Origin of the sequence: Tabrizicola piscis (assembly GCF_003940805.1) — a bacterium.
Classification (GTDB): Bacteria; Pseudomonadota; Alphaproteobacteria; order Rhodobacterales; family Rhodobacteraceae; genus Tabrizicola; species Tabrizicola piscis.
This window is the reverse complement of sequence record NZ_CP034328.1, coordinates 3695652-3708296: the sequence shown is the minus strand read 5'-3', so window position 1 is coordinate 3708296 and position 12645 is coordinate 3695652. Positions and strand designations below refer to the sequence as shown.

Genomic DNA, 12645 nt, shown 5'->3' with positions numbered 1-12645 from the left:
GTCTGGCCAAGCCTGACCGGGTGGTCAAAGGAAAAAGCCTGTCATCTGGGCAGCTTCACGCGAGTTTGGGGTCAAGCGGCGGCTTCGGTCTCTTCCTCGGCCGACTGGCGTTCCCACATGGCGGCATAGCGGCCATTGCGGGCCAGCAGCTCTTCATGGCGGCCCTGTTCGACGATCCGGCCCGCTTCCAGCACGATGATCAGGTCGGCATCGGCAATGGTGGAAAGCCGGTGGGCAATCGTGATGACGCTGCGCCCCTGCCCCATGTCGCGCAGGGAATCCTGGATCGACCGTTCGGTCTGGGTGTCCAGCGCGCTTGTCGCCTCGTCAAGGATCAGCAGCGGCGGGTTCTTCAGCAGGGTGCGGGCAATGCCCACCCGTTGCTTTTCGCCGCCCGAAAGCTTCAGCCCGCGTTCGCCGACCGTGGTGTCATAGCCCTGCGGCAAGCCCAACACGAAATCATGAATTTTGGCGGCCTTCGCGGCTGTCTCGATCTCGGCCCGGGTGGCGTCGGCCCGGCCATAGGCGATGTTGTAAAGGATCGTGTCGTTGAACAGGACCGTGTCCTGCGGCACGACGCCAATCGCCTGATGCAGCGAGCTTTGGGTGACCTGCCGGATGTCCTGCCCGTCAACGAGGATGGCCCCGCTCTGGATGTCGTAGAACCGGAAGAGAAGCCGCCCGATGGTGGATTTGCCCGACCCCGAGGTGCCGACAAGCGCCACCTTTTGGCCCGGGCCCACGCGAAAGCTGATGCCCTTCAGGATTTCCCGTTCGGGTTCATAGCTGAAGTGGACGTTGTCAAAGACGATCTCGCCGCCCGTCACCCGCAGATCGGGGGCGCCGGGGGCATCGGTCACCTCGGCTGGCTGGCCCAGAAGGCCGAACATTTCGCCCATGTCGACCAGCGCCTGCCGGATTTCGCGGTAGACCGTGCCAAGGAAGTTCAGCGGCATGGTGATCTGGATCATGTAGGCGTTGACCATGACAAAATCGCCCACCGTCAGAGTGCCCGCCTGCACGCCAAGCGCGCTCATCACCATGACGATCACCAGACCCGTCGTGATGAGGAAGGCCTGACCCACGTTCAGGAAGGACAGCGACAGGCCAGTTTTCACCGCCGCCGTTTCATACTGCCGCATGGCACCGTCATAGCGGTCAGCCTCACGCGTCTCGGCGTTGAAATACTTGACGGTTTCGAAGTTCAAGAGGCTGTCGATGGCCTTCTGGTTGGCGTCGGTGTCCTGATCGTTCATCTCGCGCCGAAGCTTCACCCGCCACTCGGTGACCTTGAAGGTGAAGGTGACATAGAGGGTGATGGTGACGATGACGACGGCGGCGTATTCCCAGCCGAAGACCACGGCGAAGATCACCGACACCATGGTCAGTTCAAGGATCAGCGGCCCGATGGAAAACAGCAGGAAGCGCAGCAGGAAGTCTACACCCTTGACCCCGCGCTCGATGATCCGGCTTAGGCCGCCGGTCTTGCGGGTGATGTGATAGCGCAGGGACAGGCGGTGGATATGCGCGAAGGTCTCGATCGCCAGGCGGCGGATGGCGCGCTGGCCGACGCGGACAAAGACCGCATCCCGCAATTCGCCAAAGACCACGGCGCCCAGACGTGCCAGCCCGTAGGCGACCACCAGCCCCGCAGCGCCAAGGCCAAGGATCATGCCGGTGTCGGGGGCAACCCCGGACAGATGATCCACCGCCAGCTTGTAGATCCAGGGCGTCGTGACCGACACCAGCTTGGCCGCCAGCAGGAACACCAGCGCCAGCACGACGCGCCGCTTCACCCAAGGTTGGCCTTCGGGCCAAAGGTAGGGCGCCACGCGGCGCAGGGTGGACATTCCGGACGCAGGATTGGCGGGCATATCGGCAGAGGTGGCAGTGGATCGGCGCATTGTGTTTTCCTGGAGAAGCCCCCAGCAGGACGGGCGTTGCGAAAAGGCCTGGGTTCGGTTAGTTTACTTCAACACTTCTTGAATAGTTGAAGGATGGAGCGAAGTAAAGTGGATCGGACGCAAGCCCTTTCGGCGCTTTCAGCCTTGGCAAATGAAACCCGGCTTGACCTGATCCGCATGCTGATGCCTGCGGGGGATGCTGGTATGCCTGCCGGACAGATTGCGCAAGCCCTTGGTCTTACCGCGCCGCGCCTGTCGTTCCACCTTGCCGCGATGGAGCAGGCGGGCCTGCTGCGGTCACGCAAGCTGGCGCGCAATGTGATCTATTCGGTGGATGCCACCGGGATCGGGCGGACGATTTCCTATCTCTTGAACGACTGCTGCCACGACCACCCCGAGGTGCTTGCCGCCTGCGCGCATGGCAGCGCCACGCGGGCCTGCCATCACGGGGCGGTGGATGTCCCGGCAACGGGCACAGAGAACACCTGACCGGGGTAGATCAGGTTCGGGTCCTTGATCTTTTCCCGGTTCGCCTCGAACACCTGCACATAGAGCACCCCATCGCCATAGCGTTCCTGTGCGATCCCCCACAGGGTAAAGCCGGGCTGGACAGTCACAGTGACCGGTGCTGTCGCGGGAACAGTCTCACCCGCCGTATCGAGCACGGGTTCGGCCTTGGGGGCTTGCGGGTCAGCGGTACTCGCGTCAACGGCCGTGGCATCGGCCATTTCGGCGGGCTCTGCCGGGCTTTCCGTCGGGGTGGCATCTGCGACTGCCGCAGGCGCAGCCGCCGTGTCCGGGGAAGAGTCCGCTGTGGCATCCGGCGCGGCGTCTGTGACCGGCGCAGAGCCCGTGTCGGGCCCTGCCGCAGCCCCGGCCACTGCCGCCAGCGCCTCAAGCGTTTCGCGTTTGAACGGTGTCTCGAACCGCGAGATGACCTTGCCGTCCGCATCTAGCTGGTCCACGCGCAAGGTGTAGATCCCCGGCACAGTATCGCCCAGTTCCACCAGCCAGCGGCCATCTTCAGGAACCAGAAGTGTCGCCTTTTCGGCATTGTCGACATAAAGCCGCAAGGTCGTCCCCGGCCCTCCGCGCCCGCCGACCTGAACCGCCCCTTCGGGCGAATAGGCGATGGTGTCGATCATCACATTCGACATCAGCACAGGGTCGGACGCCGCCGGATCCTGAAGCACAACCGCGCCGTCATCCGTCAGAAGCAATGCTGCCGGAGCATCAGGGGCAATGGTTCCTTGCGGCGCTGCGGGCTCTGCGGTGGCTGTTTCCTCTGCCTCTGGCTCTGCTGCGGCGACCACCGGGCCGGCTATGGGACCAAGGGCCACAGTGTCAGAGGCAACAAGGGTTTCCCCGGCGGCGGAGGTCATCGACAGTTCCATCAGGCTTGGGTCGGTGTTTGGGGCCAGTGTGAACAGAAGGGCAAATTCTCCTGAGGCCCCGGCCTCGCCGCTGGCGACGACGGCGCCATCGACCAGGATTTCGACCCGCGCGCCGGGTTGGGCAAGCCCGGCCACCAGCCCCTCACCATCCGACGACACGCGCCATGCATCGATCTTTGGCAGGTCGGAGGCGGCTTCGGCGGCATCCGGGCCAGTGTCTTCGGCGGTTTCCTCGGCGGCTTCCTCGGCGGCGTCAGACCCGGCTTCAGGCGCGGCTTCGGGGGCAGGTTCAGCGGCAGTCTCTGGGGCGGTTTCAGCGGCAGTTTCGGGCTGGGCCAGAGGTGTTTCCGGGGTGGAGGCGACTGCGGCCGGTTCCGAAACCACGGCATCCGCGGCGTCTGAGGCCGCCATCGGGGCTTCGGCCGGTTGTGACGACTGCCAGATCAGATACCCGGCCCCGATGGCAAGCGCGCCGCCGGCCCCAATAATCGCAGCCTTCGTTCCAGTGCCCAAGGCGCTCCATGCCGACATCCGTGTCTTCCCCCTTGGTCGCGCCACTTTGTCCCGCGCGACTTTCCTTGTTGTCAGGAATCTTTATATCTGGCCCTAAAGCAATCGTTTTCGGGATGTCTTCATGACCTATGCCTCCGTCTGCGTCTTCTGTGGCTCGCGATCAGGCCTGCGTCCGGCCTATGTGGCGGCCGCACAGGAGCTTGGGGCGGCGATGGCCCGCAACGGCTGGCGGCTGGTCTATGGTGCCGGAGATGTGGGCCTGATGGGCGAGGTGGCGCGCGCCGCCATTGCCGCAGGGGCGCCAAGTCTTGGCGTGATCCCCACGCATCTTCTGGCCCGAGAGAAGGGCAAGCGCGACCTGTCCACCCTGATCATCACCGAGGACATGCATGAGCGGAAGAAGGTCATGTTCATGAACTCGGACGCCGTGGTCGTGCTGCCGGGGGGTGCGGGGTCTTTGGATGAGTTCTTCGAGGTGCTGACCTGGGCGCAGATCGGGCTGCATGGCAAGCCGATCTTCCTGCTGGACGTGGACGGCTACTGGCAGCCCCTGTTGTCGCTGATCAACCACGTCATTGCCGAGGGTTTCGCGGCCCCCTCGCTGCTGGGCCTGTTTGCAACCGTCCCGGACGTGGCCGCGCTGGAGACGGCATTGCTTGCAGCCGATGGCTGGCAGACGGCCAAAGCCGCCGCGATCTGAAGGACCCGCGCCTGATGTCCTCCGCCCCGGCGAACATCGCCTTCGTCACGATGGTCCGTGACGACCATTTCTTCCTGCGGCTGTGGGTAGAGCATTACGCCCGCCATGTGCCACGCCAGCACCTGTTCATCCTGCTGGACGGGTTTGACCAGACCCCGCCTGACTTTGCCGCCGGTTGCCAGATCATCACCCTGCCCCGCAGCACGCCCGGCCCGGGTTGGGACATGCGCCGCTGGAAAATGCTGGCCGATTTCAACGCCACGCTGCTGGGCCGGTTCGACGTGGTGGTGCTGAACGATGTGGACGAGATCATCGTGCCCGACCCAGCCAGCGGGATCAGCCTGCTGGAGGCCTTGGCCCGCGCGCGGGAGGTGGGGGTGATCACCCCCTTCGCGGTTGAGGTGGTGCACCGCTACGACATCTGCCCCGACCCGCTTGATCCCACCCAGCCGATCTTGCGACAGCGCCCGCATGTGCGGATACACTCATCCTATTCAAAGCCCTGTATTACATCTTTGCCGGTGCGCTGGTCGCTGGGCGGACACCAGTCGGACCATCCGACGCTGGAACTAGACCCTGCGCTGTATCTTTTTCACCTTCGCTTCGTTGACCGGGGCATGCTGCTGGCACGTCAGGCGACGCGCCAGGCTATCATGCAGACTGGCAACCCGGATGGGGCAATCGTCGCCGGGCCGGGCTGGTCAGACACAGTGGACGAGATTTCAGAATTTCTGCTTTCCCTGCAAACCTACGGTCACCCGGCCGAAAGTGACTTTCAATTTGGATGGCAACGCCGCCGGATGACCTCGGGCTGGCGACGGGCGCATGCTACGGGGATGTGGCATCAAGGCAAGGTCAACAACCGTAGCCGGACGTACATCGTCCCCGAACGGTTTCGCGATCTGATTTGAAGCAAGTCCGCAAGGCCCGTGAACCAGTTCCCCGCACCAGTCCGGCAATTGGCGAAAGCGACATTTCCTTCCGTTGCCAAGGAGGGACCTTGCAAGTCAGCCCCGGGTCGGCAACGGTTGCGAAGCGATAGCCTCGGCAAATGTCGCACAAGGCCTGCACGGGTCTCTGTCGTATCAACCTGAACTGAAGACAAGGTATGGCCGCCACCCCCAGCATCGCTTTCGTCACGATGGTCCGTGACGACAATTTCTTCCTGCGGCTGTGGGTTGAGCATTACGCCCGCCATGTGCCACGCCAGCACCTGTTCATCCTGCTGGACGGGTTTGACCAGACCCCGCCCGACTTTACTGCGGGCTGTCAGATCGTCACCCTGCCCCGCAGCACGCCCGGCCCGGGTTGGGACATGCGGCGCTGGAAAATGCTGGCCGATTTCAACGCCGCACTGCTGGGCCGGTTCGACGTGGTGGTGCTGAACGATGTGGACGAGATCATCGTGCCCGACCCGGCCAGCGGGATAAGCCTGCTGGACGCCTTGGCCCGCGCGCGGGACGTGGGGGTGATCACCCCCTTCGCGGTCGAGGTGGTGCACCGCTACGACATCTGCCCCGACCCGCTTGACCCCACCCAACCGATCTTGCGACAGCGCCCGCATGTGAGACTTAACGTCGCCTATGCCAAGCCCTGCATAACGGCAGTGCCGGTCCGCTGGAATCTTGGTGGCCACAGGTCAGACCATCCCCTGCTTGACCTTGATCCGGTGCTTTTTCTGTTCCACTTGCGGTTTGTCGATCGAGACATGTTGCTGGCGCGTCAGACAGCACGCCACACGATCATGCAGGCGACACGACCTGAAAACCCCGTTGTTGCCGGTATAGGATGGACCAAATCCGCGGGCGAGATTGAGGGTTTTCTGCTGTCCTTGCAGGAAAAAGGCGCACCGGCCGAGAGCGACTTTCAGTTTGGCTGGCAGCGCAGACGGATGACGACCGGTTGGCGAAAGGACGAAGCATCGGGGTTTTGGCAGATGGGCAAAATCCATAATCGTCAGCGAACCTATGAAATTCCCGAAAGGTTCCGCGATCTGATTTAATCGTGTAATCGTTCAAGGCCCCATTTGGGCAGATTGTTCTGAATTGACTGCAACTTGGCAAAACTGGATGCAGGCCGCCAACGACGACCTGAGCCTTGCCCCCGCGACGACAACCTCCTGAGGAGTGGTGATGAATAGTCCCTCGCATGCCCGTCTTGATCTGCGTGACATTCCAGCGGCTATCGTCAACTTGCCCAGCCAGACTTTGCGGCGCGAGCATATGACTGCACTGTTCACGGGCCTCGGCATCCAACACCAATTCGTGGATGGCGTTTCCAAACATGGCAAGAAGCGCAATGTCGCAGCAGCGATGATCAAGGCGCATGACGCCTTTCCAGCAGCCCCTTTCCTGATCTGCGAAGATGACCTTTTGCTGATGCAGCCAGACGTTATCCTGCCAGCCCCACCAGCCGATGCAGATATCATCTATCTTGCCAAAAGCGATCATGGCTGCCTGCCTGACCGACCAGAGTACACAAAGCTTTATCGGCACCGGGCCTATGGCGGGCTGGCCTTGGCGGAAGCTTACAACGAGGATTATCTGCGTCTGTCTTCGATGATTTCGGCAATCGCCGTCCTGATCCTGTCCGAAAGAGGACGGCTGCGCTACCGCGAGGAGCTTCGCAAAGCGTACAACCGCGAAACGGCCATCGACATCCGCTATGCTTTCGCCATGCCAGACTTGCGCGTTTACGCCCCGCGCTTGCCGCTTTTTGCCGAGGACATGGCGCTGCAGCCCGGCCCGAAGCGCAACGAAGAGCGACGGCTGATAACCCACACGCCTTTGCCGGTGTCCTATGAAGGGGAACGGCGGATCAGCGAAGGCAGGCTGTTCCGGATCGACGTCTGCGCGCGCCGCAATCCGGCCAACGGGGCGTTGGAGTGGGAGGTGGTGCAGGCTTGGCCCAATCTGGGCGCAGGAGAGGGTTCCGCTGCCGAGGACCCGGACTGAATACTAGGAAAGCGCAGTATGGATTGACCCGCCAGAATGACATCTGGCGGGTCTGAATGGTCTTGGCGAAGTGAGCTTACAGCTTGGCCGCCACAGCTTCCCAGTTCACCAGCTTTTCAAGGAAGTTGGCAAGATAGGCCGGGCGCTTGTTGCGGAAGTCGATGTAGTAGCTGTGCTCCCACACGTCGCAGCCCAGAAGGGCCGTCTGGCCAAAGCACAGCGGGTTCACGCCGTTTTCGGTCTTGGTGACCTTGAGGCTGCCGTCCTTGTCCTTGACCAGCCAGGCCCAGCCCGAGCCGAATTGCCCGGCCCCTGCGGCGGCGAAGTCGTCCTTGAACTTCTGGACCGACCCAAACGCGTCAACCAGCGCCTTTTCCAGCGCGCCGGGCATCTTCTTCGCCTCACCCGGACCCATCACTTCCCAAAACAGGTTGTGGTTCCAGTGCTGGCTGGCGTTGTTGAAGATGCCGTTCTGGGCGACGGCCCCGGCCTGATAGGTGCCGCGCACGATGTCATCGAGCGATTTGGTTTCCCACTCGGTGCCGGCAATCAGCTTGTTCCCGTTATCCACATAGGCCTTGTGGTGCAGGTCGTGGTGATACTCCAGCGTCTCCTTCGACATGCCGAGGGCGGCCAGGGCATCATGTGCATAGGGAAGATCGGGAAGGGTGAAGGCCATTGGCTTATCCTTTCGGGGATGTTTGGGGATATACAGCAGATAGGGGCCGGGGGCGCCATGGGTCAAGGGCAGGCGCGTCAGTGTCGGCGGTAATTCACTTGGCCGACACCGTGCAGCGACCCTCACCGCTGAAGGTGTTGTCATAACCGCCCGGATGCGCGCGCAGCTTGGCGGGCTTTCCATTGGTGAAGTAGGACAGGGTGTAAAAGAAGCGCGGCGCCTGCCCGTTGTTGCGGGCAGTGATATCCCAGGAGAATGTTTTGCGTACCCTGGTTTCGCTGGTCAGTTCTGCGGCGATCGGCTTGCCGTAGAAATGCTCGATCAGCGGATCGTAGACCAGCAATTCACCGGTTTCCTCATTCGAGATGAGATAGACGACCGAGGGCACCCAGCCACCACCCCGCGCGCGGCTTTCCTCAAAGCGACACTCATACTGGGTTACCTTTGCCGACACCCCAGAGACCGTGCCAAAGACCGTCAAGGCCGCAAGGCCCAGTGCTGCTGCAATACGCATGATTACCTTTTGTTCAGAGCCATGCGCGGGATGGTGACAGGACCACCATCCATGTCAAGGCAGCGCGTGCCCTTTAGCGGGCGGCATTTGCAAGGAGATCAAAGACATACCGCGCGACGGATCTGAACGCGACCAGCGTGAATCCGGCATCGTCGCGCCAAAGGGCGCAGGCCACCTGCGCTGCGCGCGACCGGCGCATCTCGCCCGCATCCAGCCGGTCAAGGTCGACCGGGACAAGCTTGCGGAGAACCTCGACAGCTTCGGGTCCTTCGATCCTGAATACCGCACGGGCGTCAGACACATCAACGCACAGATGGTGCTGTTCAGCCAACCCCTTGCCAATGTCTTCCATCGCCTTGGCGACCTTGTCGTAGGGCAGGATCAGCAGATATTCGTCCGGGCTCATCCAGGCGCAGGCGTTGGCACCGGCAACCTCGATCCGGCGCTGCGCCGGAACCTTGGTGCCAACGGCCGCTTTCACCGCCTTGTCGAGCCCCTTCAAGCCCTTGCCCCGCAAGGTGATCATGCCCAGCGGGCCGATTTCGCGGACGGTCGCAGCGCCTGCAAAATGCGCGCCGCCAAGGGCGGATACTGGATCAGACATTCTGCTTTTCCCCATCCTTGTCGTAGAAAACCGTGTCGCGCACCCGCGCCTTCACCGTGCCGCCTGCGACGGTGTTGAACTCCACCACCTCGCCCATCCGGTCGGGGCCGTGTTTCAAGAGGCCCATCGCGATGCCGCGGTTCAAGGTGGGCGAGTGGTAGGTCGAGGTGACCCGCCCTTGGGTGTTGCGCTGGCCGTTCGCGTTGACCCCGTCGGCAATCACATAGGCTCCATCGGGAATGACCGACCCGTCAAGCGTTTCGAAGCCCACAAGTTTCCAGCGGTCCGGGCTGGCAAGGAAGCTGCGTTCCTGACCGCGCTTGCCCAGGAAATCCGCCTTCTTTTTCGAGATTGCCCAGTCAAGGCCAAGGTCTTGCGGAATGACGGTGCCATCCGTTTCGTCCCCGATCATGATGAAGCCCTTTTCAGCCCGCATCACATGCAGCGCTTCGGTCCCGTAGGGCATTGCGCCAAGGGACTGCCCCGCCGCCATGCAGGCGGCCCAGAAGGCGGCGCCATGGCTGGCGGGGATGGCGATTTCGTAGGAAAGCTCACCCGAGAAGCTGATCCGGTAGACCCGCACCGGGAAGCCGCCCAGAGTGCCGTCCTTCCACTGCATGAAAGGGAGCGCTTCCCTGGATACATCCATGCCGCCAAGGGCTTGCAGCAGCTTTCTGGCGTTGGGGCCGACGACGGCGACCTGGGCATATTGTTCGGTGACATTGGCCGTGTAGACCTGCCAATCCCACCATTCGCACTGAAGCCAGTCTTCCATCCACGCGTGGATCCGGTCAGCGCCGCCTGATGTGGTGTGGCACAGCCAGGTGTCTTCGTCGATCCTTGCGACCACGCCGTCATCGGATAGGAAGCCCTGTTCGTTGCACATCAGGCCATAGCGGCATTTGCCAACCGGAAGCGTGCTCATCACGCCGGTATAAAGCATGTCGAGGAAGCGTCCGGCGTCCGGGCCCTTGACGATGATCTTGCCAAGGGTTGAGGCGTCAAGCAGGCCAAGGTTTGACCTTGTGTTCAGAACCTCACGGTGGACGGCCTGTTCGTGGGTCTCCCCTGCCCGGGGGAAGCAGTAGGGGCGGCGCCAAAGGCCGACGGGTTCGAAATAGGCACCTGACCGTTCGTGCGCTTCATGCATCGGTGTCCGGCGGAGCGGCTGGAAAATGTCACCCCGCGCCTCACCCGCCAGCGTGCCGAGGGTGACGGGCGTGTAGGGCGGACGGAAAGTGGTGGTTCCCACTTGGGGAATCTCTTGACCCAACGCATCAGCAAGCACGGCGAGTCCGTTGATATTGCTGAGTTTACCCTGATCCGTCGCCATGCCAAGCGTGGTATAGCGTTTGGTATGTTCGACCGATTGATAGCCCTCACGCGCGGCAAGCTGGACGTCGGAGACCTTGACGTCGTTCTGGTAGTCCAGCCACATCTTGGAGCGCAGGCTGATCGGTGCCCCCTGCGGCATGACCCAGACCGGCGGGATGACGACGCTGTCCTCCGGCTTGGCCGCAGACTTGGCTGTTTTGGTCTTGGCATTCCCGACAGATGCAATCGACATTAGCGCTAGCTGGCCCGCAGCAGCGCCGACGCACGAAACCATGGCGCTGCCATCGTGGTTCACGGGCGGGCGTGCAGGATCGGGGACGAAGGCCGAGATCGTGTCATCCCAGGTAAGCTTGCCGCCACAGTGGCTCCACAGATGCACGACGGGGGACCAGCCGCCAGACATGGCAACGGCCTCGCAGGAGATCGTCTCAAGCACGGCCCCCTCGCCCGCCTGCGCGCAGATGGTGACGCCGGTCACACGCTTGCCGCCTTTGACCGAAGCGATGGCGCGACCCGTCAGCACGCGGATGCCTGCGGCCCGTGCCGCCTCGGGCAAGGCGCCAGTGGCGGTCTCGCGGGCGTCAAGAATGGCGGGAACGTCCAGCCCCGCGGCCTTGAGCGCAAGCGCGGTCAGATAGGCGCTGTCGTTGTTGGTTACCACGACGGTGCGGTCACCGGGCGACACGGCGTAGTTGGTGACATAGTCGCGCACCGCCGAGGCCAGCATGACGCCCGGGACGTCGTTCCCGGCAAAGGACAGCGGGCGTTCGATGGCACCTGTGGCAGCTATGATATGGCCGGCCCGGATGCGCCACAGCCGCTGACGCGGACGGCCGTCGCCGGGGGTATGGTCGGACAGGTGTTCATCGGCCAGTACATAGCCGTGGTCATAGACACCAAAGCCGCAGGTTCGGGTGCGGATCGTCACATTGTCGCGGGCGCGCAGGTCAGCCTCGACCGCGTCAAGCCAGACTTGAACGGGTTTGCCCTGCACCTCACCCTCGTCAACCGGGGTGCGGCCGCCAAGCGTCGGGGTCTGTTCCAGAAGGATCACTCGCTGGCCCGCGTCGGCTGCGGCTTTGACGGCCAGAAGGCCCGCCACACCGCCCCCGATGACCAGCACGTCGCAGAAGGCATAGGCCTGTTCATAGCGGTCAACGTCGCTCTCCGTGGGCGCTTTGCCAAGACCGGCCGAGCGGCGGATGATCGGTTCGAAGACATGCTTCCAGAACGGGCGCGGGTGGATGAAGGTCTTGTAGTAAAACCCGGCGGGCAGGAAACGGGCGGCGTAGTTGTTCACCACGCCCACGTCGAATTCGAGCGATGGCCAGTGGTTCTGGCTGGTCGCCTCCAGCCCGTCGAACAGTTCGGTCGTGGTGGTGCGCTGGTTCGGTTCCAGCCGGGCACCGGACCCAAGATTGACCAGCGCGTTCGGCTCTTCCGGGCCCGAGGCGACGATGCCGCGAGGGCGGTGATATTTGAAGCTGCGCCCGACCAGCATCTGGTCATTGGCCAGAAGGGCCGCGGCAAGGGTATCGCCGTGGTAGCCGCGCAGGCGCTTGCCGTTGAAGGTGAATTCGACTGCGGCACTCCGGTCGATCAGGCGGCCGCCCTTGGAAAGACGGGTGCTCATTTCATGCCCTTTCCGTCGGGTTGCCAGTCAGGACGTCGGGCCTTGATCTTGGCGATGATGTCGGGGGGCGGTTCGGATACCTGTGCCGGGTAGGTGCCGAAGACTTCCAGCGTGGCGGTGCAGCGGGCGGCAAGGAACCACTTGCCGCAGCCATAGCTGTGGCGCCAGCGTTCAAAATGCACGCCCTTGGGGTTCTTGCGGGCGAACATGTAGGCCTCGAACTCCTCCGGCGAGGCTCCGGGGCCGAAGCGTTTCAGGTGTGCCTCATAGCCGGGGGAAAGTTCGGTCTCGTCGGCCATGATACCGCAGCAGGGACATTCAAGGATCAGCATGTGCGGTCTCCGGAACAAACGAAGGCGGGCAAAACGAAGGCGGGCACCCGGAGGTGCCCGCCATAGGCAGTGTCAAAGGTGTG

The 12645-nt window shown here is 62.9% G+C and carries 12 protein-coding genes; 5 read left to right on the top strand and 7 right to left on the bottom strand.

Going from position 1 to position 12645, the window contains the following annotated elements; all coding sequences use genetic code 11:
- Positions 1 to 71 precede the first annotated feature (71 nt).
- Positions 72 to 1904, bottom strand: a complete 1833-nt coding sequence (locus EI545_RS18015; protein WP_125326746.1) for an ABCB family ABC transporter ATP-binding protein/permease — start codon at positions 1902 to 1904, stop codon at positions 72 to 74.
- 93 nt (positions 1905 to 1997) lie between these two features.
- Here EI545_RS18015 and EI545_RS18010 point away from each other — a divergent pair, with 93 nt between their 5' ends.
- Positions 1998 to 2393, top strand: a complete 396-nt coding sequence (locus tag EI545_RS18010) for an ArsR/SmtB family transcription factor (RefSeq protein ID WP_245990165.1) — start codon at positions 1998 to 2000, stop codon at positions 2391 to 2393.
- On the opposite strand, the gene EI545_RS18005 is transcribed toward EI545_RS18010, so the two are convergent.
- Positions 2348 to 3829 (bottom strand): LysM peptidoglycan-binding domain-containing protein, encoded by a 1482-nt coding sequence (locus EI545_RS18005; RefSeq protein WP_164517338.1) that lies wholly within the window; start codon positions 3827 to 3829, stop codon positions 2348 to 2350. The genes EI545_RS18010 and EI545_RS18005 overlap by 46 nt on opposite strands.
- Before the next feature lie 103 nt (positions 3830 to 3932).
- Between EI545_RS18005 and EI545_RS17995 the strand changes: the two genes are divergently transcribed.
- The 4 genes from EI545_RS17995 (at position 3933) to EI545_RS17980 (ending at position 7465) form a co-directional block, all read left to right on the top strand.
- Entirely contained in the window at positions 3933 to 4511 is a 579-nt protein-coding gene (locus EI545_RS17995; RefSeq protein ID WP_125326742.1) for an LOG family protein, read from the top strand.
- 14 nt (positions 4512 to 4525) lie between these two features.
- Complete coding sequence (locus EI545_RS17990; RefSeq protein WP_125326741.1) at positions 4526 to 5422, top strand: glycosyltransferase family protein; 897 nt, start codon at positions 4526 to 4528, stop codon at positions 5420 to 5422.
- 197 nt (positions 5423 to 5619) lie between these two features.
- Positions 5620 to 6513: a glycosyltransferase family protein gene (locus EI545_RS17985; RefSeq protein WP_125326740.1), complete on the top strand. Its 894-nt coding sequence runs from the start codon at positions 5620 to 5622 to the stop codon at positions 6511 to 6513.
- Positions 6514 to 6643: 130 nt separating this feature from the next.
- Entirely contained in the window at positions 6644 to 7465 is an 822-nt protein-coding gene (locus EI545_RS17980) for a glycosyltransferase family 25 protein (protein ID WP_125326739.1), read from the top strand.
- A gap of 76 nt (positions 7466 to 7541) precedes the next feature.
- Here EI545_RS17980 and EI545_RS17975 read toward each other — a convergent pair whose 3' ends face one another.
- The 5 genes from EI545_RS17975 to EI545_RS17955 form a co-directional block, all read right to left on the bottom strand.
- The gene (locus EI545_RS17975; protein WP_125326738.1) at positions 7542 to 8144 is read right to left on the bottom strand and encodes a superoxide dismutase; all 603 of its coding nucleotides are present in this window, start codon (positions 8142 to 8144) and stop codon (positions 7542 to 7544) included.
- Between the two features lie 94 nt (positions 8145 to 8238).
- Positions 8239 to 8658 (bottom strand): hypothetical protein, encoded by a 420-nt coding sequence (locus EI545_RS17970; protein ID WP_125326737.1) that lies wholly within the window; start codon positions 8656 to 8658, stop codon positions 8239 to 8241.
- Positions 8659 to 8731: 73 nt separating this feature from the next.
- Entirely contained in the window at positions 8732 to 9262 is a 531-nt protein-coding gene (locus EI545_RS17965) for a sarcosine oxidase subunit gamma (RefSeq protein ID WP_125326736.1), read from the bottom strand.
- The gene (locus EI545_RS17960; RefSeq protein ID WP_125326735.1) at positions 9255 to 12230 is read right to left on the bottom strand and encodes a sarcosine oxidase subunit alpha family protein; all 2976 of its coding nucleotides are present in this window, start codon (positions 12228 to 12230) and stop codon (positions 9255 to 9257) included. Before EI545_RS17960 ends, EI545_RS17965 begins: the two co-directional genes overlap by 8 nt.
- Positions 12227 to 12562 carry a sarcosine oxidase subunit delta gene (locus tag EI545_RS17955; protein ID WP_125326734.1) on the bottom strand — a complete coding sequence of 112 codons (336 nt, stop codon included), beginning with the start codon at positions 12560 to 12562 and terminating at the stop codon, positions 12227 to 12229. Before EI545_RS17955 ends, EI545_RS17960 begins: the two co-directional genes overlap by 4 nt.
- Positions 12563 to 12645 lie beyond the last annotated feature (83 nt).

Bases quoted from the DNA above. Each gene is read 5' to 3' on its own strand.
- EI545_RS18015 (WP_125326746.1), bottom strand. From the start codon at position 1,904: ATGCGCCGATCCACTGCCACCTCTGCCGATATGCCCGCCAATCCTGCG.
- EI545_RS18010 (WP_245990165.1), top strand. From the start codon at position 1,998: ATGGAGCGAAGTAAAGTGGATCGGACGCAAGCCCTTTCGGCGCTTTCA.
- EI545_RS18005 (WP_164517338.1), bottom strand. From the start codon at position 3,829: ATGTCGGCATGGAGCGCCTTGGGCACTGGAACGAAGGCTGCGATTATT.
- EI545_RS17995 (WP_125326742.1), top strand. From the start codon at position 3,933: ATGACCTATGCCTCCGTCTGCGTCTTCTGTGGCTCGCGATCAGGCCTG.
- EI545_RS17990 (WP_125326741.1), top strand. From the start codon at position 4,526: ATGTCCTCCGCCCCGGCGAACATCGCCTTCGTCACGATGGTCCGTGAC.
- EI545_RS17985 (WP_125326740.1), top strand. From the start codon at position 5,620: ATGGCCGCCACCCCCAGCATCGCTTTCGTCACGATGGTCCGTGACGAC.
- EI545_RS17980 (WP_125326739.1), top strand. From the start codon at position 6,644: ATGAATAGTCCCTCGCATGCCCGTCTTGATCTGCGTGACATTCCAGCG.
- EI545_RS17975 (WP_125326738.1), bottom strand. From the start codon at position 8,144: ATGGCCTTCACCCTTCCCGATCTTCCCTATGCACATGATGCCCTGGCC.
- EI545_RS17970 (WP_125326737.1), bottom strand. From the start codon at position 8,658: ATGCGTATTGCAGCAGCACTGGGCCTTGCGGCCTTGACGGTCTTTGGC.
- EI545_RS17965 (WP_125326736.1), bottom strand. From the start codon at position 9,262: ATGTCTGATCCAGTATCCGCCCTTGGCGGCGCGCATTTTGCAGGCGCT.
- EI545_RS17960 (WP_125326735.1), bottom strand. From the start codon at position 12,230: ATGAGCACCCGTCTTTCCAAGGGCGGCCGCCTGATCGACCGGAGTGCC.
- EI545_RS17955 (WP_125326734.1), bottom strand. From the start codon at position 12,562: ATGCTGATCCTTGAATGTCCCTGCTGCGGTATCATGGCCGACGAGACC.